This window comes from Bowmanella sp. JS7-9 (genome assembly GCF_004329715.1).
Taxonomy (GTDB): Bacteria; Pseudomonadota; Gammaproteobacteria; order Enterobacterales; family Alteromonadaceae; genus Pseudobowmanella; species Pseudobowmanella zhangzhouensis.
Genome location: NZ_JXSY01000011.1, coordinates 270,511 through 290,621 on the forward strand (window position 1 = coordinate 270,511; position 20,111 = coordinate 290,621).

The 20,111-nt window shown below is 51.1% G+C and carries 18 protein-coding genes; 13 read left to right on the forward strand and 5 right to left on the reverse strand.

Going from position 1 to position 20,111, the window contains the following annotated elements; genetic code table 11:
• Positions 1 to 16: 16 nt before the first annotated feature.
• From TK45_RS06675 to TK45_RS06705, 7 genes are all read left to right on the forward strand, one after another.
• Positions 17 to 676 carry a DUF1707 domain-containing protein gene (locus TK45_RS06675; RefSeq protein ID WP_131257865.1) on the forward strand — a complete coding sequence of 220 codons (660 nt, stop codon included), beginning with the start codon at positions 17 to 19 and terminating at the stop codon, positions 674 to 676.
• 125 nt (positions 677 to 801) lie between these two features.
• Positions 802 to 1,374 carry an RNA polymerase sigma factor gene (locus tag TK45_RS06680; protein WP_131257866.1) on the forward strand — a complete coding sequence of 191 codons (573 nt, stop codon included), beginning with the start codon at positions 802 to 804 and terminating at the stop codon, positions 1,372 to 1,374.
• Complete coding sequence (locus tag TK45_RS06685) at positions 1,371 to 1,715, forward strand: DUF4880 domain-containing protein (RefSeq protein WP_131257867.1); 345 nt, start codon at positions 1,371 to 1,373, stop codon at positions 1,713 to 1,715. Before TK45_RS06680 ends, TK45_RS06685 begins: the two co-directional genes overlap by 4 nt.
• Positions 1,716 to 1,917: 202 nt before the next feature.
• On the forward strand, positions 1,918 to 4,911 hold the full coding sequence (locus tag TK45_RS06690; protein WP_131257868.1) for a TonB-dependent receptor domain-containing protein: 2,994 nt from the start codon (positions 1,918 to 1,920) through the stop codon (positions 4,909 to 4,911).
• A gap of 58 nt (positions 4,912 to 4,969) precedes the next feature.
• Complete coding sequence (locus TK45_RS06695) at positions 4,970 to 6,460, forward strand: DASS family sodium-coupled anion symporter (protein WP_131257869.1); 1,491 nt, start codon at positions 4,970 to 4,972, stop codon at positions 6,458 to 6,460.
• A gap of 13 nt (positions 6,461 to 6,473) precedes the next feature.
• Positions 6,474 to 7,280: a DUF4886 domain-containing protein gene (locus TK45_RS06700; protein ID WP_131257870.1), complete on the forward strand. Its 807-nt coding sequence runs from the start codon at positions 6,474 to 6,476 to the stop codon at positions 7,278 to 7,280.
• Positions 7,277 to 8,434, forward strand: coding sequence for a M14 family metallopeptidase (locus TK45_RS06705; RefSeq protein ID WP_131257871.1), 1,158 nt, complete (start codon positions 7,277 to 7,279; stop codon positions 8,432 to 8,434). The genes TK45_RS06700 and TK45_RS06705 overlap by 4 nt, the downstream gene beginning before the upstream one ends.
• A gap of 37 nt (positions 8,435 to 8,471) precedes the next feature.
• On the opposite strand, the gene TK45_RS06710 is transcribed toward TK45_RS06705, so the two are convergent.
• Positions 8,472 to 9,440: a class 1 fructose-bisphosphatase gene (locus tag TK45_RS06710; protein WP_131257872.1), complete on the reverse strand. Its 969-nt coding sequence runs from the start codon at positions 9,438 to 9,440 to the stop codon at positions 8,472 to 8,474.
• A 197-nt stretch (positions 9,441 to 9,637) separates the two neighbouring features.
• Between TK45_RS06710 and mpl the strand changes: the two genes are divergently transcribed.
• The 4 genes from mpl to TK45_RS06730 all read left to right on the forward strand — a co-directional run bounded on the left by mpl (position 9,638) and on the right by TK45_RS06730 (position 13,713).
• Positions 9,638 to 10,993, forward strand: a complete 1,356-nt coding sequence (gene mpl, locus TK45_RS06715; protein WP_131257873.1) for a UDP-N-acetylmuramate:L-alanyl-gamma-D-glutamyl-meso-diaminopimelate ligase — start codon at positions 9,638 to 9,640, stop codon at positions 10,991 to 10,993.
• Positions 10,986 to 11,606 carry a flavin prenyltransferase UbiX gene (locus tag TK45_RS06720; protein ID WP_131257874.1) on the forward strand — a complete coding sequence of 207 codons (621 nt, stop codon included), beginning with the start codon at positions 10,986 to 10,988 and terminating at the stop codon, positions 11,604 to 11,606. The genes mpl and TK45_RS06720 overlap by 8 nt, the downstream gene beginning before the upstream one ends.
• 92 nt (positions 11,607 to 11,698) lie before the next feature.
• The gene (locus TK45_RS06725) at positions 11,699 to 12,901 is read left to right on the forward strand and encodes a DUF418 domain-containing protein (RefSeq protein ID WP_131257875.1); all 1,203 of its coding nucleotides are present in this window, start codon (positions 11,699 to 11,701) and stop codon (positions 12,899 to 12,901) included.
• Positions 12,856 to 13,713: a prolyl oligopeptidase family serine peptidase gene (locus TK45_RS06730; RefSeq protein WP_165490724.1), complete on the forward strand. Its 858-nt coding sequence runs from the start codon at positions 12,856 to 12,858 to the stop codon at positions 13,711 to 13,713. Before TK45_RS06725 ends, TK45_RS06730 begins: the two co-directional genes overlap by 46 nt.
• On the opposite strand, the gene TK45_RS06735 is transcribed toward TK45_RS06730, so the two are convergent.
• From TK45_RS06735 to TK45_RS06745, 3 genes are read right to left on the reverse strand one after another with little or no spacing between them, the layout of a single operon-like run.
• Positions 13,661 to 14,074, reverse strand: a complete 414-nt coding sequence (locus tag TK45_RS06735; RefSeq protein WP_131257877.1) for a hypothetical protein — start codon at positions 14,072 to 14,074, stop codon at positions 13,661 to 13,663. The two genes, TK45_RS06730 and TK45_RS06735, sit on opposite strands and share 53 nt — an antisense overlap.
• Positions 14,071 to 15,000: an alpha/beta fold hydrolase gene (locus TK45_RS06740; protein ID WP_131257878.1), complete on the reverse strand. Its 930-nt coding sequence runs from the start codon at positions 14,998 to 15,000 to the stop codon at positions 14,071 to 14,073. The genes TK45_RS06735 and TK45_RS06740 overlap by 4 nt, the downstream gene beginning before the upstream one ends.
• A complete protein-coding gene (locus tag TK45_RS06745; RefSeq protein ID WP_131257879.1) occupies positions 14,997 to 16,487 on the reverse strand; it encodes an NAD(P)/FAD-dependent oxidoreductase in 1,491 nt (496 codons plus the stop codon). Before TK45_RS06745 ends, TK45_RS06740 begins: the two co-directional genes overlap by 4 nt.
• 142 nt (positions 16,488 to 16,629) lie before the next feature.
• Between TK45_RS06745 and TK45_RS06750 the strand changes: the two genes are divergently transcribed.
• Positions 16,630 to 17,088 (forward strand): YciI family protein, encoded by a 459-nt coding sequence (locus tag TK45_RS06750; RefSeq protein ID WP_131257880.1) that lies wholly within the window; start codon positions 16,630 to 16,632, stop codon positions 17,086 to 17,088.
• A gap of 246 nt (positions 17,089 to 17,334) precedes the next feature.
• Positions 17,335 to 18,192, forward strand: coding sequence for a signal peptidase I (gene lepB, locus TK45_RS16340; protein WP_131257881.1), 858 nt, complete (start codon positions 17,335 to 17,337; stop codon positions 18,190 to 18,192).
• A 151-nt stretch (positions 18,193 to 18,343) separates the two neighbouring features.
• Here lepB and TK45_RS06760 read toward each other — a convergent pair whose 3' ends face one another.
• The gene (locus tag TK45_RS06760) at positions 18,344 to 19,759 is read right to left on the reverse strand and encodes a sensor domain-containing diguanylate cyclase (RefSeq protein ID WP_131257882.1); all 1,416 of its coding nucleotides are present in this window, start codon (positions 19,757 to 19,759) and stop codon (positions 18,344 to 18,346) included.
• Between the last annotated feature and the right edge of the window lie 352 nt (positions 19,760 to 20,111).

Here is a 20,111-nt window from a genome sequence, read left to right on the forward strand (position 1 = left end):
GCAGGAGAGTGTAATCATGGCAGTGGCATTAGAAGACCGTCCGCGCGAACAAGTGAAAGAAGAAGTTATTGATCAATTGATTCATAACTACAGCCACGGAGTGATTTCCGCTGAAGCGTTTGAACGTCGTCTTGATCTGGCGATGGCTGCGCAGTCCAACGCACAACTGGTAGCGTTAGTGGCGGATTTGGAACTGGGTCAGCCAGATGAACAGTATCACCAGCGCAAAGCGCAAAATCTGGATGTTCGTTACGAACCCGGCGTCGGTGCTGAGTTTGACTCTCAGTTAACTGTGTTGTCTTCCAACCATCGGAATGGCCCCTGGGTGGTGCCACGCACTTTGCGGATTAAAACCTTACTGGGTAACAACAAGCTGGACTTCACGGATGCGATATTTCAGCACCCAACTGTGACAATTAAATTGACCAGTATCCTCGCTGAAGAGGTGATTTGGGTGCCGGAGAACGTCAACGTGGTCGTCCGTGCCTCCAATATTCTCAGTAGCGTGACCAACCAAAATCGCGCTATCGCCCACCGCCAGGCGCCGACCATCATTATCGAAGGGGCGATGGTATTGGGCGCCATCAAGATTGGTGTCAGACGGAGTTTAAAGGATCGTTTTCTGCGCTTTGCCAATGAAGTAAAAGCTGTGTTGGCGGGTGAGTCAGGGCGATAGTCGCTGCGGCACCGTATTGCTTAGAGATGCGTTGGCATTAAATTAAATGTGGTTTTTACCCCGCGCTGTGTAATATAAAAACAGATATTCATTTCTGTACCTCATATGCCAGGGAGCCGCAGGCCATGCCTTCCAACGAGAATAACAAGGCAGAAAGCGTTACCAGTCAGTGGTTTGAACAATTGTTTACTGCTTTGCGCTGGCCGCTGAAAAAGGCGTTGCGTGCCATGGTCTCGGTATCTGATGCGGACGAGATTGTGCAGGATTCCTTTGTGGCACTGATGGAACAGTGCGATAAATCGGTGCCGGACAACCCCAGAGCATTTGTTTATACCGTGGCGCGCAATCTGGCTATTTCGCGTCTGCGTTCACAAGGCGTCCGACAACAATTTCTGTCCGAGCAAGAGGCCACGGGTCTCGAACTCCCATCTAACGTATCGCAAGATACGCTTTTCGCCGAACACCAGAAACAACGCCTCACCGCGGCGATTGAACAGCTACCACCGGTGTGCCGGCAGGTATTCGTATTACGCAAAATGCACGGCTATAGCCATAAAGAAATTGCCGACATTATGGGTATCTCGGTGAAAACCGTTGAGAACCATATTGCCAAGGGCATGAAAGCCTGTTTGCAGGCGTGTCGAATCAGCAGCAATCACCAATCTATCGACAAGGCTCGTCACCAGTCGGGTAAATGATGTCTATCGAAGAATGGACCGGCTATGGTTTGCCGGAAGAAATTACCGATGCTGCCATTGCCTGGTTGGTTAAACTCGAGTCCGGCGAAATGGATGAAGCGCAGCACCAGCAATTCAAGTCCTGGCTAGATGCACAACCGGAGCATCGCTGGGCGTTTGAGGATGTGTCTACGGTGTGGGCCAAGTCATCTGTCGTGCGCACCTCGTTATCGCCAATCGCGATTCAAACCGCGCATAAGCCCGCAGCCGCGCCTGCGAGAATTTCCCGTGCAGACCTTTATACCCTGATCACACTGGCTGCCGTTTTTGCTGGCGTGCTACTCGGCTCGGCCCTTCAGTAACAAAAAATAAATAAAAATTTAACAAAGGCGTAGGGGGTTTTGCTCGCTCGTGCGTCTTACCTTCTGATAACCCATTTTTAATTGAGGTTATCTGTGGCCTGCCATGCCGCGGCATGGCGTTGACGGCGATAACACAAGCCGCTGAGACGCTGCCAAGCGAGTGTCAGCAGGCAAGGGTGACAAATCAACTATCGGAGCAAGCATGCTGAACAAAATAACAAAAGCAATTTGCAGCAAGTATTCCTCCTCACTCACCATGGCAACACTATTGATGGCATATGCCTCACAGGCCGCGGCGCAGGAGCAGGAATCCACTAAAAAAGACGAAGCAGAAGTAGAAAAAATCTCGGTGGTCGGCTCGCAAATTCGCGGCGGTCAGGTCAGTGAGGCATTGGCAGTGTCGGTCTTCAGTGCCGAAGACATCGCCGAGCTGGGTATCGATTCTGGTGATGAACTACTGGATATGATCCCCGAGAACGGGCAAAACTTTTTTAATGAAGCTGCCAACATCAGTGGTGGGGTCAACTCTGCCCGTGGTGACGTCGGTGCCTATAACCTGCGTAATTTAGGCACCGGCAATACGCTCGTACTGCTAAATGGCCGCCGTATGGTTAACGCGCCTACTTATCAGACGGAAGAAGTCGGTGGGAGTTTCGTGCCCGTTAACAGCGTGAACTCCAATGCCATTCCGGTCGGTGGCTTGAGCCGCCTTGAGGTACTGCGCGATGGTGCCTCTGCAATTTATGGTGCAGATGCCGTTGCAGGTGTGGTTAACAATGTACTAAAAACTGATTTTACCGGTTTAAATGTCAGTGTTCGTTTAAAGGAATTTGAGCATTTACCTCGCGATGACAAGAGTCTTAACGTCGAATGGGGTAAGGATTTTAATGGTGGCAGAACTAACGTTAGCGCTTACTTCAATTATTACGATCGTGGCCGCGTCAGTTCATTAGACGACCCACGTTGGGCCAGTTCCGATTTCCGCAGCCGTATCCCTGCCGGGTCTGCCTGGGAAGGTGATACTGCGTTTCGCAATGACACGGCCAACTCGCTTTATGGCCAGTATGATGTAGTCACCCGGGCATCCTCTGTGGGTTTATCCGGTACACTGACAGATAGTGCTGGTGAATTTGAGACTTACCCTATCGGTGACGATCGCTGCCAATACGCTATTAATGATTACATTTGCGGCGGGATTGATGGTCAGGGCACCTATCGCCTGGATTACAACGCGATGGGACGTGATTTAGTCTCTGCTCTGGATCGCACCAACCTGTTTGTTTTCGTTAATCACACTTTTGAAAATGGCACCGAGAGTTTTACGGAGATGTCTTATTACACCTCCGACTCTAATTTAATTCGTCATCCATCTGCGTCGTTTTCAACATCGGCATTACGGGTTGGTGCCGAGAACTATTACAACCCATTCGGGCCATGTGGTTCGCCCAACCGTCTGCCAGATGACGTGATCCCCGGCGTGCCATGTGAAGGCCTTGAACTGATCATGGATAACTACCGTTTTGCCGAAAAGCCGCGGATTATCGATGTATCGCAAGACAGCTACCGCTTCCTGCAAGGCTTCAGAGGCCTGTGGAATGAGTGGGAATGGGAAACCGCCTTTGCATATTCGAAAGCGTCCAGCAGTGATGTGACTCACAACCGGGTTTCCAACACGCTGATGCAAGAGGCGTTGTTTGATTCTACCGCTGCGGCGTACAACCCGTTCAGCGGAGGCGTAAACAACAATATTGAGCGGGCGCTAGTGGACGTGTATCGCGATGGCGAAACCAGTTTAACCACGCTGGATTTCAAAATGGTGCATCCCGCGCTGTTCGAGTTGCCTGGCGGTCAAGCAGGTTTCTTACTTGGTGTAGACTGGCGGCGTGAAACCTTTAAGGATGACCGTGACCCACGCCTGGATGGCACTATTGTTTTCACTGACTGGGAAGGTGATACCTATCCGTATGTGTCAGATATCGTCAACTCCAGTCCAACCCCGGATAACGAGGGCAGTCGTAACGTGACCTCGTTGTTTACCGAACTGCAACTACCGGTGTTCGATAGTTTGGATGTGCAGTTAGCGCTGCGTTATGAAAACTTCTCGGACGTGGAAGATACCACAGTCGGTAAAGTCGCATTTGGTTGGCACCCTAATGATTATGTACTTGTCAGAGGCTCATGGTCAGAGGCCTTCCGTGCGCCAAATCTGGTGACCATCAACGAAGAAATCGTGGCACGGAATAACACCCGTACAGACTGGACCTGTATATACGCTGCGGAAAATGGTGGTGATCCGGATCAGGATGTACTGGATTGCGTTAATTCGACCCAGCGTATAGCGCAGGGTAGTTCGAATCTGGTGCCGGAAGACTCCACCAATACCTCGGTGGGATTGGTGCTTACCCCAACCGAATCGTTGACCTTTACTGTCGACTTCTGGTCGATAGAGAAAAACAACACGATTGGGTTGCTGGGCGAAGAAAACCATACCTTGCTGGATTTGGTTTACCGATTGGAAAGTGGCGCTGCATGTACAACCAATTCTGCGGTAAACCGGGTTGATGCAACGGCCGATCAAATTGCTATCTACGAGGCTGCCGGGATTTGTCCTGCCGGTGATATCAAGTATATCGACGATAATTATGCCAACCTTGATACCCGCACAGTACGCGGCTACGACATTGGTGTGTATTACACAGAAACCTTCGACTTTGGTAAGGTCAGTGTGGATTACAACGGCTCGTTCTTGCAGAAGTTTGAGCAAAAGGCCGGTGGTGATGCGCAAAAACTGGTGGCAGCGCAGGAAAGTGGTTTGCTGTCAGCGGACTATCCAGTGGCAGGCTTTGCTGATTTGATTGGTAAAAATGGCAATCAAAAGTCACGTCACCATATGAAAGTCTCCTGGCGTAAAGGCGATTGGGGCGCAGCCGTGTCGGGTAACCGCATCGGCAGTTTCTATCAGGATGATTTAACCCTGGAAGATGGCACCCGTTATGTGATCCCGGCGATGACCACCTATGACGCGAGTGTGGATTTCCGTACCGCGATATATGATGTGAAAACCCGCTTCCGTTTTGGTATCAAGAACTTAACGGATGCACGAGCGCCGTTGGCAGACGATAACTTTGGTTACTTCTCTGACGCGCACTCTGACTTAGGCCGAAACTTCTATCTGGATATCAAAGCAGAATTCTAGATAGCACCATGCCGGTTACCTGTGGGTAGCCGGCGTACTTTTGACGTTAAGAAGTGTTATGACACAACCACAAGAATTTAAAAATTACCTCGATGAACCGGCACGAGCGCGATATCAGAATATCGGTTTGCTACTTGGGCCGATCTTGTTTGCGGTGTTTATGCTGTTTGATGCCAGTCAACAGGTGATGGATGTCACCGCGTGGCGTGTTGCCGCGATTGGTATTTGGATGGCCATTTGGTGGGCGACCGAAGCGATTCCTGTGCCAGCGACGGCATTTGTCCCGCTGGTGACGTTTGATCTGCTGGGAATTGCCAGTTTTAAAGATGCCGCGATGCCCTTTGCGAACCCGATTATCTTTTTGTTTTTAGGGGCGTTTTTACTAGCGATTGCGGTAGAAAAAAGCAACCTGCACAAACGTATCGCGCTGTTAATTTTACGTGTGACCGGTACGCGTAGCCCCAGATTGGTGGGCGGATTTATGCTGGTTGGCGCATTTTTGTCGATGTGGATGAGCAATACCTCGACCACGTTAATGCTGATGCCAATTTGTATGTCGGTGGTCAAAGTTATCATCGACAACGCACCTGACGCGAGCGAGCGCCAGAAAGTACATTTTCAGATAGCCATGATGTTGGGGCTCGCTTATGCCACTACGATTGGTGGTTTGTCTACCTTGATTGGTACACCCCCGAATGCGTTGCTGGCGGCTTTTTTGACCGACAACTATGGCATTCAGATCGATTTCCTCGACTGGATGAAAGTCGGGGTGCCAATCAGCCTCGTGATGCTACCTGCAACCTGGTGGTTGTTGACCCGCTGGATCTTCACAGTAGATATAAAAGCCGATCACAGCGTACGTGAACATTTCGCCCAATTGCATCGCGAACTGGGGCCGGTTAGCAGTGCAGAAAAGCGTGTAGGCATCGTGTTCTTTATCGTCATTTTATTATGGATTGCCCGTACCCCGCTTAGTAACTGGTTAGGGATCTCGGGTGTTTCAGATGCCGGGATTGCCATGTGGGGCGCGTTAATGTTGTTCCTCATCCCGGCCAATCGTGAGGTATCAGCGCCTATTCTGAACTGGCATGACGCCAGTCGCGTGCCATGGGGCGTACTGGTGCTGTTCGGTGGCGGGTTGAGTCTGGCCGCAGCTGTTTCTTCCAGTGGTTTAGCCACGTTTCTTGGTGAGTCACTGAAGCCGCTAACCGTCTTTGGCATTGCTGCGTTGATTGTAGCGGCGACTGCACTGGTGATCTTCCTGACCGAATTAACCAGCAATCTGGCTACAGCCGCCACACTGTTGCCGGTTGTTGCCTCCATCGCGTTACAAACCGATGTGTCGCCGATTTTGCTAACGGTTCCGGTCACCTTGGCGGCCAGTTGCGCCTTTATGTTGCCGGTTGCCACACCACCCAATGCGATTGTATTTGCTTCAGGCTATCTGACGATCCCACAAATGATGCGCAGTGGCGTGATGCTGAACATTCTTGGCATGATTTTACTGTCGTTGGTTGCTGTGTGGTGGGCGCCTTATGTATTGCTTTAACAATGGATTCTTTATGTTAATTCGACGTCTTATTTTCATCGGCTTTGCCTTTGTCACGTTTCACGCTGCGGCGGCGGACGACGCGGCGCAGCAAGCACCGCAGACCACGCCACAACGCGTGCTGTTTGTTGGCAACAGCTTTAGTTATTTCAATAACGGGTTACACAACCATGTGTCGAGCCTGATAAAAGCTGCAGGAAAATGGCAAACCGGCACCAATCGCTACCGTTTGAAAACGCTTTCTGGCGGCCGATTGGCTGAACATGTGGACGGGTTTAGCAGTTTGATCAAACAACCGACTGGTCGTGAGTGGGATGTCGTGGTGATTCAGGGCCATTCCTCTGAGCCGGTTGAACCAAAACGTCAGGCTGGCTTTATCCGTGCCGCTAATGAGTTAATTAAGCAAGTGCGACAGCATAAAGCCACGCCTGTACTGTTTATGACCTGGGGATACGCAGGGCAGCCAGAGATGGCACAAATGCTGGCCGATAACTATGTGCAGCTAGGGAATGCCCAGAGCGCATTGGTCGTACCGGTCGGGTTGGCGTTTGCGCAGATTGCGCGCCAGCATCCAGAGATAAATCTATATAGCCCGGATGTCAGTGGTTTCGATGAGGCCGGCAATACTATCTATGATGCAACGATTAAACATCCATCGCTGGCTGGCACTTATCTGGCGGCATGCATGTTCTATGCGACCTTCTATCAGCAATCACCGCTGGGTTTGGCCTATACCGCCGGCCTTGATAAATCTACGGCAGAAACACTGCAACGCCAGGCATGGCAAACCTATACGCAGTTTTATGGTGAGGCAAAATGATCAGACGTGCGGGGTTGATGGCTGGTCTGCTGTTAGCCAGTCAGTGGAGTTGGGCAACGGAGTGCGAAAGCGGCAAAGTACATATCACAGATGATTTTGCCGGTGGCAATATTGCCAGTTGTGCGGTGAAAAGTGAGTATGACTTTGTTGTCGGAGTAGCACCGGAAAATACCCCGATTAATCCCAGCCCTTGGTATGCCATGGCGTTATCCGTGGCAGAACCCGGAAAGGTAACGATTAGCCTCGAATATCAGTTTGGTAAGCACCGTTATATCCCCAAAGTCAGCAAAATAGGTGACGTAAAGCCTGTGTATCTGCAAGCAGAGCAGGTTGTCGTCAATGAGGATGGTAGTCAGGCGGTTATTCATTTATCACTGGAGCAGGGGGAATATACCCTCAGCGCACAGCCTTTAGTGACCAACGAGGTCTACCAAAGCTGGCGTAATCAACTGCAACAGAGCAATCCGGGTTTGATTCCCCATGTGGTTGCCCACTCCGTGGAAAACCGACCGATTAGGTTACTTGAAAGTCGCGCCACTGAAGGGAAGCAAGTCGTGCTGTTGCTGGGACGAGCACATCCGCCGGAAGTCACCGGGGCCTTCGCGATGCAGTCGTTTTTACTGCGATTAAATGGTGCTACTGCGCTGGCAAAGCGCTTTCGCGAGCGATTCTCACTGCTGATGCTGCCGAATCTTAACCCCGACGGCGTCGAACACGGCTATTGGCGGCATAATATGAATGGCGTTGATTTGAACCGCGATTGGGGGCCGTTTACCCAGCCGGAAACGCGTGGTTCACATGCCTTTATTCACAACTACCTCAAAGACAAGCAACTGGTTGCGATGCTGGATTTCCACTCCACTCAGCGTAATGTGTTGTATGTGCAAAAACAGGATCAACCATCGCTGCTGCCAGAGTTCGCCGAGCAATGGTTACAGGCTATGCAGCACGCCAATATCCCATTGGATTTAGTGCTGGCACCGGGGCATAACCCAACCAGCCCTACTTCAAAAACCTGGTTTTACAGCCAATATCAGGTGCCCGCGATCACTTATGAGATGGCCGATACAGCCGCAGAGGGCCTGCACGAGACGGCCGAAATTGCTGCAGATACCTTTATGCAGCAGTTACTCAGCCGGCTGGATAAGTCCTGACAAAAAAGCCACCCGAGGGTGGCTTTTATTCAGCAATTTATTTGTAGTACTCGAGGCAGGCTTCCACCTCGTTTTTGGAACCGAGAATCACTGGTACGCGCTGGTGGATTTCTTGCGGCATGATTTCCATGATGCGGCCATTGCCGGTACTGGCCAAACCGCCGGCCTGTTCCATCAGAAATGCCATGGGGTTGGCTTCGTATAGCAGGCGTAATTTGCCAGGGGTTTTGGGATTACGCTTATCAAACGGATAGGCAAAGATACCGCCACGACATAACACGCGGTGAATATCACCCACCATGGCCGCCACCCAACGCATATTGTAATCCTTGCCACGCGGGCCTTCGGTACCTGCGAGCAAATCCGCCACGTAACGTTGCATTGGCTCCTGCCAATGACGCTGGTTCGAACTGTTGATGGCGAACTCGGCAGTGTCCTGTGGTACCTGAATATTGGCCTGAGTGACCAGGAAGCCGCCGTGGGTTTTATCCAGGGTATACAAGTGCGTACCGCGGCCGGTGGTCATGGCCAGCATAGTGGATGGGCCATACAGGACATAGCCGGCAGCGACTTGCTGACTGCCCGGTTGCAGAAACGCGGCAGGATCGTCCGCATCCATCCACTGCGGTGCATGGGAAATGGAGAAAATCGTGCCGATTAAGCTGTTGATTTCGGTATTTGACGAGCCATCCAGTGGGTCGAAGCTGACCAGATACTTACCTTCCGGATTACAACCAACGACTTTCTCTTCTTCTTCCGATGAAATGGCTTTGACGTAGCCCGATTCACGCAATGTATCGAGGATGATGCGGTTAGAGATCACATCCAGTTTTTTCTGGGTTTCGCCCTGTACGTTTTCACTCAGGGTTGAGCCCAGCACACCGGCCAGCGCACCCTGACTGACCCGGAAGGAAATTTCCTTACAGGCTGCAAGCAAAGTGCGAATCAGCAGGATCAGCTCTAACGGACAACCGTCGGCCTGCAATTGCGAGTTGAGTCGTTTCATATTGTTATCAAACCTTTGATTTTTTGGGTGTAGGGTCAGTGAACCGCAGGCTTTAACCTTCTTATTCTGAGTCCACACGCCGATTGTACTTAATTTCGCCGCTCGAACCATCCACAATCTGCTTTCGCCACACTGTAAGATGTAAACTTTTGCAATTCTGGTAGGCTTAGCGGCAACGAAATATTTGCTGTGAAATTATGCACATACATATTCTGGGCATTTGTGGCACCTTTATGGGCGGCATCGCCGCACTGGCGCAGGCGCTGGGTCATAAGGTTACCGGTAGTGATGCCAATGTTTATCCCCCCATGAGTACCCAACTGGAAGCACTGGGCATCAGTCTTTATCAGGGCTTTGACGAAGTTCAGTTTGCCGAGGAACCGGATTTAGTCATTATTGGCAACGCCATGAGCCGCGGGAATCCGGCGGTGGAGTATGTGCTGAACCGTAATTTGCCCTACACCAGTGGCCCCCAGTGGCTGCAGGATAATCTGCTGAAAGATCGCTGGGTACTGGCTGCTGCCGGCACCCATGGCAAAACCACCACATCCGGTATGCTGGCCTGGATCCTCGACTATGCCGGCTTGCAGCCGGGGTTTTTGATCGGTGGTATAGCGCAGAATTTTGGTTTATCCGCGCGGTTAGGTGCGGCGCCGTTTTTTGTTATCGAGGCGGATGAATACGACACGGCGTTTTTCGATAAGCGCAGTAAGTTTGTCCATTACCGCCCGCGCACGCTGATTATCAATAATCTGGAGTTCGATCACGCGGATATTTTTGCTGATTTAGCTGCGATACAGACCCAGTTCCATCACCTGGTGCGTATGGTACCCGGTAATGGCCGTATCCTGAGCCCGGCCGGTGTAGCAGCTATCGAAGAGACCCTCGGCAAAGGCTGTTGGTCTGAGCAGGAGCAGCTTGGCCAGCAATGGTCGCTGGGGCGACACAACGCCGATGGCAGTGAGTTTGAGGTGTGCCTGCATGGCGAGGTGGTCGGCAAGGTGCGCTGGCAATTGATCGGCGCGCACAATATGCATAATGCGGTGATGGCAGTTGCAGCGGCGCGCCATGCCGGGGTTAAACCGGATCTTGCCTGTGAGGCGTTGGGACAGTTTATTAATGCCAAGCGGCGGATGGAGATACGTGGTGTGGTGGCCGGTATCACCGTATACGATGATTTTGCTCATCATCCCACGGCGATTGAAACCACGCTGGCCGGGTTGCGCGCGCGGGTCGGTCACCAGCGCATTCTGGCGGTGCTGGAACCGCGCTCGAATACCATGAAGCAAGGCTCGCTGAAGCACCTGCTGGCACCTAGCTGGCAGCAAGCGAATATGGCGTTTGTATTTGAACCGTCAGGACTGGACTGGTCGATGCAATCGGTCGCCGGGCAGAGTGAAGTGCCGGTGCAGATCAGTGATGATGTCGCCCAATTGGCGCGCGCTGTGGTGGCCGAAGCGCAACCGGGCGATAGTATTTTGGTGATGAGTAACGGTGGCTTCGGCGGGATCCATCAGCAACTGCTGGAACAATTAGAGGTGAAATTTGGCTAAACAAATCACGCTGGCGTTTAGTGGCGCGTCTGGCGCGCCTTACGGGTTGCGTCTGTTAGAAATCCTGCTCAAGGCGGATTACCAGGTGTTTTTATTGGTGTCATCGGCAGCGCGGGTGGTGCTGGCGACCGAGCAGGATCTGAAGCTGGCGGCCAATCCTGAACAGGCTACCGAGCAACTCAGCCAACTGTATGCAGCGAAACCCGGGCAGTTACGTGTATGTGGCAAAGACGAGTGGTTTTCGCCGGTGGCCTCTGGCTCGGCTGCGCCAAAGCAGATGGTGATTTGCCCGTGTTCGACCGGCACTCTGTCGGCGATTGCCTGTGGTGCCAGTGATAACTTACTGGAACGCGCCGCCGATGTGGTTATCAAGGAAAAAGGCCAGTTGATTGTGGTGCCGCGCGAGATGCCATTGTCGACCATCCACCTGCAAAATATGCTGACCCTGTCACAAAATGGCGTGACTGTGATGCCAGCCGCACCGGGCTTTTACCACAATCCCCAATCCATCGCCGATCTGGTGGATTTTGTGGTGGCGCGGATTCTCGATCATCTGGGTATCGAACAAAGCATCATGCAACGCTGGGGTTACGATCAGCGACAGGGTGAATAACGTCCAAACGTAACCAATTGTTAATACTGGTTTTCTAGAGCCGCAGTAGTGCGTAAGCTGTTCCCTGTCTGAAAATCCAACAGGGAAGTAGCATGCAGTTAAGTACCCAATTAAATGAGCGCATTGAGTCGCTCGATGCCCTGCGCGGCCTGGCCGTGCTGGGGATCCTCGCCATGAATATCGTGTTTTTTGCCATGCCGCAGGCGGTGTATATGAATCCGGTGGCTAACGGGGCAATGGACGCGACCAGCCAATCTCTTTGGATTGCCAACTACGCCATCTTTGCTGAAAAATTCTATGCGTTGTTTTCTGCATTATTTGGTGCCGGGATTGCCATGATGGCCGAACGCGCCTCGCGTAACGAAACTTCGCCAACCGGGCTGCATTACCGCCGTATGTTCTGGTTGATGATGTTTGGTCTGCTGCATGGTTATGTGTTGTGGTCCGGCGACATTCTGTTCGTTTATTCGGTATGCGGCATGCTGGTCTATCTGCTGCGCAACCTCACCGTGTTCAACCTGATTGCCATCGGCCTGATTGCCAATGGCTTGCTGGCGTTATTGATGATGTTGATGGGCCTTGGCTGGGAGCATATGACCCCGGAGCAAATGGCGGATATTCAGCGCATGATGGCGCCGGACGCACAACAACTGGCGGACGAAGCGCATATGCAATTAGGCAGCTGGTGGGAGCAAACGCCACTTAGGGTAGAAACCACCTTCCAGTATCAGATCGGCTTTGTGGTGTTCTCGATTTTCCGCATGGGCGGCATTATGTTGCTGGGTATGGCGTTGTACAAATCCGGCGTACTGACAGCGGCGCGTTCTGCCGGTTTTTATCTGGTTAATGCCCTCGTGTTTATCGCCCTTGGCTGGTTTATCAGTTATCAGGGCGCGATGGGCATGATTGCCAGTGATTTTGATCTGAAAGTCGTTTATGCCACCGGTGGACAATATAACTATTGGGCCGCGCTAATCACTGCCTGGGGCTACCTGTGTGGGATGATGTTACTGGTTAAGCAGCGTCATGTGATTGCCCGCACGTTGATCCCGGTCGGACGTATGGCATTTACCAACTACCTGACACAAAGCATTATCGGTGCGTTCCTATTCTACGGCTGGGGTCTGGGCTGGTATAACAGCATGACTCGCGCCGAACTGTGGATCGTGGTTGCGACTATCTGGGTGGTGCAAATTATCTGGTCGCATGTATGGCTGAAGTCTTTCCGTTATGGTCCGTTTGAATGGGCATGGCGCAGCCTGAGCTACCGCAGCATGCAACCGATGCGGCGCTAATGAAGCGGGTGCGTTGGATCCTGGCCTTATTAATAGGGGGGGTGAACATGTCGTCTTATGCGCAACAGCCCCCTTGGCTGGATCTATTTGCCGCCCATCAGGGCGAGTCGATTGATTATCGTGTGCTGTATCCACAGGACTACCAGCCTGAAAAGCGTTATCCGCTGATTTTTTTTCTGCATGGCGCCGGTGAGCGGGGCGAGGATAATCAGGCTCAGCTTACCCACGGCGCGGGTCTGTTTGTGCAACATCGCGCGGACGCTCAGGCGATTGTGGTGTTCCCACAGGTACGCACCGATGATTACTGGGTAAATGCCAATATCAACCGCCAAAGCGACCCCTTTGAATTTGAATATTTATATGACGGCCAACATCCGCTGACACCCACACCTGCGATGACCGGGCTGTTGACGCTGGTCGACAGTATGATTAGCCGTAAGGATGTGGATCCTACCCGGGTTTACGTAATGGGTTTATCTATGGGGGGCATGGGCACGCTGGAGATTGTGGCCCGTCGTCCGCATACCTTTGCGGCGGCTATCGCCATTTGCGGTGGTGCACGCACCGATATCGTCAACCTTTACCGTCAGAGCCTGCCGATTAGGTTGTATCACGGTGAGCAGGATCGGGTAGTGATCCCGCAGTTTTCCCGCGATCTGTACGCCGCCATGCGGGCGCGCGGGATGGATGTGAGTCTGACGTTGTACCCCGACACTGGCCACGATAGCTGGCACAATGCCTTTGCCGAACCCGATCTTCTCAGCTGGTTGCTGAGTCAACGACTGAACGGCGGCGATATCCGCGCAGAATAAGCGTGGCGAGCAGCACCGTGAGGATATAAGCGGCTAAGACCAGGCTTAATTGCACAAACCACCTGGCGCGTTCAGGGGCGGCAATAAAGTTAAGCTGTAGATTGCCCGCCAGCCATACACCCAGTGGAAACCAACTCAGTGCTGCAATTACAGCCAGTATCGATAATACGGCTAACACGCCCCGTGCTGGCGCAAGTAAACGACTCAACCATGCACCACTGAGATAGGCCAGAATGGCAACCAGGTTGCCAAGCGGTATGTTGCCCGGCAGCATCCAGTTCAGCCAAGGACCGGTGAAAAAGGTCAGTGCCAGACAGCAACTGATAAACAAGCCGCTACTGGCCAATATCGTATGATTCATCGGTCATTCCCTAAGGTGCTTAGTCTGGCAGATTGTACGTGTTGGTGGATGATCTGAGTTAGGTCTGGTGCCAGGGCTTCACTGATGTAGTGTCCCATGCCCTTAATGCTGCGATGCTGAGCGTTAATGATGGCTTTGGCAGTAGCCAGCCCGCCGCTGGGATGTACAATCGGATCTTTATCGCCGTGGATGACCAGCGTGGGCACACGTACCTGCTGAATTAAGCGGGTGCGGTTACCGGATTTTATGATTGCCGCCACCTGACGGGCAGTGCCTTTGCTCTCATCCGCCATTGCGCCCCGCTCCCAGGCGAGGGCTGCGTAGGCGATGGCGATGTCTTCATCCATCGGGAAGCCGCTATCGGAAATATGCCGCGCCATGTCGAGATACTTACTGATAGCCTGCTGCTTGGTTTTGGCTCCGGGCTGAATCAGTTTCCACATGGTGGAAAACGCCGGTTGCCCAACGGTACGCGCCCCGGTGGTGGAGAATATTGAGGTCAGGCTCAGGCAGCGCTCAGGGTAAAGTGCTGCAGCGGTTTGCGCGATCATGCCACCCATAGACATGCCCACCCAATGGGCCTGTTGGATGCGCAGATGATCCAATAAGGCGATGCTGTCGGCTGCCATATCAGAAAGATCATAGGCACCATCTAGCTTGCGGCGCAGCAGTAAGTCCAGCACGCCGGGCGTTGGCGTGGTTAAGTGGCTGCTTTGCCCCACATCGCGATTATCAAACCACACCACGTGGTAGCCCTGTTCAACCAGGTTATCAATCAAACCTTGTGGCCAGTAAATCAATTGCAGGCCCAGGCCAAGCACCAGTAAAACCGTGGGGTTATTCACGTCACCGGCGGTGCGGTAACACAAACGCACGTTGGCTGGCGTGGTACAGAATTGCTCGAGGGTGGCATCGCTAAAATTCACGCGGCTTGTCCTTTATTGGTCGTGAGCGGATAAAAGTGCAGCTCGGGATCGGTGACCGCATCCTTTTTAAGTATTTTAACGTCTTCGAAATAATCCATCGACATCACCCAGGGGCGGGCTGGCCCCTGGCGCGGTAACTCATCCAGTGCACGCTTTATATAGCCGGCGTCAAAATCCAAAAGCGGCCGGGTTGGCATCGCCGGATCACTGACTTTGGCCAGGTACACCGCGTAGTCGTGCTCATCCATATACTGCAAAATCCGGCAAAAATGCTGACTTAACAGGTCAACTTTCAGGGTCCAGGATGCGTTGGTATAACCGACGGCAAAGGCAAAATTAGGCACGTCGGACAGCATCATGCCGCGAAACGCTACGGTGTTTTTCAGCACAACAGGCTGGTTGTTCACCGACAGCTGAATGCCGCCAAAAGGCAGAATATTTAAGCCGGTCGCGGTGACGATGATATCGGCATCCAGGTGCTGACCGGATTTAAGTAAAATGCCGTTGGCTGTGATGCGTTCAATTTGGTCGGTGACGATATCCGCCCGTGCGGTGTTGATCGCCTCGTACAAATCGCCGTCCGGCACGGCGCACAGGCGCTGATCCCAGGGGTTGTAGGGTGGGGTGAAATGTTTATCGACTTCATAGCCCGCCGGCAGGGACTTGCGGTTTACCCAGCGGATCAGGCGCTTGGCCAGGTTGGGAAAACGAATGCAAAAGCGCCACAGATAACGCTGCTTGGCGATATTTTTACGCCGCGTTAAAGCATAGGCCCAGTCAGCGGGCAATATAGCCCGCAGCAGATTAGCAATTTTATCCTCGGCCGGTACCGGCAGAATGTAGGTGGGAGTGCGCTGCAACATAGTCACATGGGCCGCCTCTTTGGCCATAGCGGGCACCAGCGTAACCGCCGTAGCGCCACTGCCAATCACGACTACTTTTTTACCCTGATAATCGAGATCATCCGGCCAGTGCTGGGGGTGAATTAACTGACCGGCAAAGTCTTGTTCGCCACTAAAATGCGGGCGAAAACCTTGCTCATAGTTGTAATAGCCACCGGCACAGAACAGCCAGCGACAATACAGAGTTTGCCGGGTGCCATCGCCCTGTTGCACCGTCACCTGCCAATAGGCGCCGTCGCTGTGCCAGTTGGCGGCAATGACTTTGTGCTGATAACGGATGTGCGCGGATATGCCGTATTCGTTGGCGGTGTTACGCAGGTAGTTAAGGATCGACGGAGCATCGGCAATGGCTTTATCTTCTGTCCAGGCCTTAAACGCAAAGCCGAAAGTATGTAAATCTGAATCACTGCGAATGCCCGGATATTTAAATAAGGCCCAAGTACCACCGCTGTGCTCACGGGCTTCTAAAATCGCATAGGTTTTGTGCGGATTGGACTTTTGCAGGTAATAAGCCGCACCGATGCCAGAGATGCCGGCACCGACGATGAGGACATCCAGCCAGGGCTGGGGAAGTGATTCACGCATGACATTATCAGTTTGTTATTGGGTCATTATTCACCAGCATACCCTGAGCGCAGGTCGGCGCAAACCCTCTACCCGATCCAATTAGGTGTTCGGAAAAAAGTCCGCTAGGATCTGGCAACAATCTGCTTTTTAACGAGTTTTTATGAAGATACGGATATTACTCAGCCTGCTGGCTGCCATTGTCACCACGCCTGCATGGGCCGACCCGCAAGAGTTTGATGCGGCACTGGCCGACAAATTAGGTGCCGATCAATATGGCATGCGTTCTTATGTACTGGTTACGTTAGTTACTGGGCCGAACGACGCCACCCTCACCGATAAAGATGAGCGCAACAAGGTATTTGCCGGCCATTTTGCCAATATGGGGCGACTGGCGGATGAAGGAAAACTGGTACTGGCCGGCCCGTTGATGGAGTCGCCGCCTAAGCGTGGACTGTTTGTGTTTAACGTCGCGACCATTGAAGAAGCCGAAGCCCTGGTGAAAACCGATCCGGCCGTGGCGGCAGGTGTGTTCAACTATGAACTGACCAAGTTTTATAGTTCTGCCGCGCTGATGTTAATCAACGAAACCCACAAGAAAATTCAGAAGACGGATATTTAATCACCTGCGAACTAATATAAAGTCGCCAGAGTCAACAAAGCGCCCACGGGCGCTTTTTGTGCATGTGCAGAATTAGCACTTTGCAGTTCTCCACGTTCATAACTTAGTCAATCCATTTCAGTGGCGTTATCGTGATTTTTTAGACCCTAAATGCTTGATATAAAAGCTTTTTAGAAGATACATTGAGCCAGTCAAGGAACAACTTTTTCGTATGTAATTCGTTAAAGATTAGGAGGACGTTAAAATATGCATTGGAAGCCTAAAGGATGGATAGCCATTATTGTTGGCATCATTTTTCAGCCATTTGTTTTCCTTTATGTTAATAGACCCAGATTATTTTGGTGTTATTTTTGTGCTTCAATCGTAGTTACGTTTCTTGACTATTTATTGCACGGTAATTTAGTTAAAGACAGCATATTTGAGTACACATATCTAAGTTGGTTATTCATAGTAATTTGTCCTATACACGCGTACAAAATTACAAAGTCTTACGATTCAAACCAACTAAGAAATTGGTATACGCGATGGTGGGCTATACCTTGTATTTATGCCGCGTACTTTATTCCGATTTTCTTATTCAGAGCCTTTTTGTTTGAGCCCTTTAATATTTCTGCATCATCGATGAGTCCTACTTTGAATGTTGGAGATCATTTAATAGTGAAGAAATGGGGGTTTGGTGGTTATTCAACGTATGGAATTGACGTTGTAAACACTGATCTGGCTGATGAGATGCTAGTTCAAAGAGGTCATATTTATGTCTTTTACCCTCCCAAGTCGATAAATCCATATGTTAAGCGTGTTATTGGATTGCCCGGTGATCTTATCGAAATAAGAGAAGATATAATTTATGTGAATGGAAATGCCCTATTGTCAAAACTTGTCTCTGAATCGGCTAACGAAAAAATATTTCGAGAGACTTTTCAGGATAATAGCTATTTAATTCAAAGACTCCCTTCACGACCTTATAATGTGAACAGCACAATTAGGGTCCCAGAACACCATTACTTCTTTCTTGGTGACAACAGAGATAATTCTGCCGACAGCCGTATTTGGGGGACGATTTCAGGTAAGAATTTTGTTGGAGAAGTAATTTATGTGTTTTGACGAAGGAATTTTTATCAATCGTAAGGACAGTCGCCCACTTTATGGTCAGGATTTGTTTCCCGCGTTGTGGTTTGTAGGCCTGTACTGTTAAATCCAGACTCATTGCCAACAGGCAACTGAATTGTCGCACAAGGCGCCCAGGTGAGCGCGATTATTCCCGATAGCGACTGGCCTGATTCCTTCCTTGTTTTTTCGACTCATACAATGCCACATCCGCATTCGCCAGCAGTTTGGATAGCTGCTCGGTGGGTTTGCCCATACTGAAGCCGAAACTGGCGGTAAAGCTAATGTCACGCCCGTCATACTGGATAGACTGGGCGGCCAATGCTTCGCGGGCGCGTTCAATCAGCGACACACAGCGATCTTCTGGCAGGTCATGGATTAACATTACAAATTCTTCGCCGCCCCAGCGGCACACGGTGTCATCTGCGCGCAGCATGGCCGAGAGGATTTTTCCGGTTTCCTGTAACACTTTGTCTCCGGCGTTGTGGCCAAAGGTGTCGTTGACTTTTTTGAAGTGGTCCAGGTCAACCACCACCAGGCACACGGACTTAGCCCTGTGCTTTAATTCCTGATAGCGTCGCTGCAAATAACGGCGATTAGCCAATCCGGTCAGTTCATCGATCTCGACACTTTTTTCCAGATGGCGCTTGTATGCGACAAAGCCCATAAACATCGCGGTGATCAGTACGATAATACCCGACGACGCCAGTGCGGCATTGATGGCAAAAGTTTTGGTTAGTTTGGCCTGACGGGATTCTAACGGCGTCAGTAGCAGTAGTCGCCAGTTAAGCTGTGGAATACCTATTTCCGAAACCAGCACATCATGGGCGTTTAAGCTAATGATTTCGCTATCCAGATTATTGATATCCAACCCGGTATCTTTGAGGCCCGGCAGGTTTTGCAGCTCTGGGATGATTTCACCTGTTACCTGCAGATTGGGCAGGGAGGTCAGAATGATCTGATTGGTTTCATTCACAAACATGAAGTCATGACCAAATTGCTGTTTGTACTGTGCAAACGACTCAACAAACGATTTGATGCGCTTGCCGACACCCACAATACCCAGCAGCTCGCCATTGTCGTCGAAGATCTTCACATCAAAATACAGATGCACGTCCCCCACCTGACCTAAATCAGCCAGAATGGTTTTATCCGACTCCAGTGCCTGAAAATACCAGAAGACTTTGCCTTCGATGAGGTCGAATTGGCGTCCGTCGGAGAGCAATTGTTTACGCTGTTTTTCCAGCGCAACAAAAAAGGTCAAATCCAGCCGTTGCTGCATACGTGCCAATTGGGTGAGGATGTCGTCCGGGTTAACCGGTTCCTGCAACAGTGGCCCTAAGGTAATGGTTTCGGCAAAGGTGGTGGCGATATGCAGGGGTTCAAGCAGTTCGCGGTTAACTAATGAATACACCGGCGAAATAGAACGCTGCTGTATACGGCTTTGCTCTGACACTATGTTATTGATGGCGACGTAACCGGTCACCGCGAAAACAGCCAGCATGGTAATCAGGATAAGGATTAACAGACTCTGGTACTGCCTGGTCAGGTACCTTCTGAACATGCGAACTTCTCTGCGGTAATGTTTACTGGAACGGCTTAATCATAACGGAGTTAGTGAATGCATGACACCCATGAATGCCGTTAGTTATTTTCTGGGACAATTTAATGATTCGCTGTGACAGGCAATTAATTCGTGTTTTTTCTGTAAAAAACACTATCAAGGACGTAACACGTTACGAGCCAATTGCGTACAAAGAGACTGATTCAAACAGTGAAAATCCCGTCAACTTTTTTTACATATTGTTATTGGGTCATCCCATCTATCGCGTTGCAGCGCTTAAAAAATAAGCGATTCAAATTTTGGCATATATTCTGCTAACAAGCACATCGTTGTTTTATTAGTTGGTTGATTT

What these genes read in the sequence shown, in the direction of transcription:
- TK45_RS06675 (WP_131257865.1), top strand. Translation starts at nt 17, where the DNA reads ATGGCAGTGGCATTAGAAGACCGTCCGCGCGAACAAGTGAAAGAAGAA.
- TK45_RS06680 (WP_131257866.1), top strand. Translation starts at nt 802, where the DNA reads ATGCCTTCCAACGAGAATAACAAGGCAGAAAGCGTTACCAGTCAGTGG.
- TK45_RS06685 (WP_131257867.1), top strand. Translation starts at nt 1,371, where the DNA reads ATGATGTCTATCGAAGAATGGACCGGCTATGGTTTGCCGGAAGAAATT.
- TK45_RS06690 (WP_131257868.1), top strand. Translation starts at nt 1,918, where the DNA reads ATGCTGAACAAAATAACAAAAGCAATTTGCAGCAAGTATTCCTCCTCA.
- TK45_RS06695 (WP_131257869.1), top strand. Translation starts at nt 4,970, where the DNA reads ATGACACAACCACAAGAATTTAAAAATTACCTCGATGAACCGGCACGA.
- TK45_RS06700 (WP_131257870.1), top strand. Translation starts at nt 6,474, where the DNA reads ATGTTAATTCGACGTCTTATTTTCATCGGCTTTGCCTTTGTCACGTTT.
- TK45_RS06705 (WP_131257871.1), top strand. Translation starts at nt 7,277, where the DNA reads ATGATCAGACGTGCGGGGTTGATGGCTGGTCTGCTGTTAGCCAGTCAG.
- TK45_RS06710 (WP_131257872.1), bottom strand. Translation starts at nt 9,440, where the DNA reads ATGAAACGACTCAACTCGCAATTGCAGGCCGACGGTTGTCCGTTAGAG.
- mpl (WP_131257873.1), top strand. Translation starts at nt 9,638, where the DNA reads ATGCACATACATATTCTGGGCATTTGTGGCACCTTTATGGGCGGCATC.
- TK45_RS06725 (WP_131257875.1), top strand. Translation starts at nt 11,699, where the DNA reads ATGCAGTTAAGTACCCAATTAAATGAGCGCATTGAGTCGCTCGATGCC.
- TK45_RS06730 (WP_165490724.1), top strand. Translation starts at nt 12,856, where the DNA reads ATGGCGCAGCCTGAGCTACCGCAGCATGCAACCGATGCGGCGCTAATG.
- TK45_RS06735 (WP_131257877.1), bottom strand. Translation starts at nt 14,074, where the DNA reads ATGAATCATACGATATTGGCCAGTAGCGGCTTGTTTATCAGTTGCTGT.
- TK45_RS06745 (WP_131257879.1), bottom strand. Translation starts at nt 16,487, where the DNA reads ATGCGTGAATCACTTCCCCAGCCCTGGCTGGATGTCCTCATCGTCGGT.
- TK45_RS06750 (WP_131257880.1), top strand. Translation starts at nt 16,630, where the DNA reads ATGAAGATACGGATATTACTCAGCCTGCTGGCTGCCATTGTCACCACG.
- lepB (WP_131257881.1), top strand. Translation starts at nt 17,335, where the DNA reads ATGCATTGGAAGCCTAAAGGATGGATAGCCATTATTGTTGGCATCATT.
- TK45_RS06760 (WP_131257882.1), bottom strand. Translation starts at nt 19,759, where the DNA reads ATGTTCAGAAGGTACCTGACCAGGCAGTACCAGAGTCTGTTAATCCTT.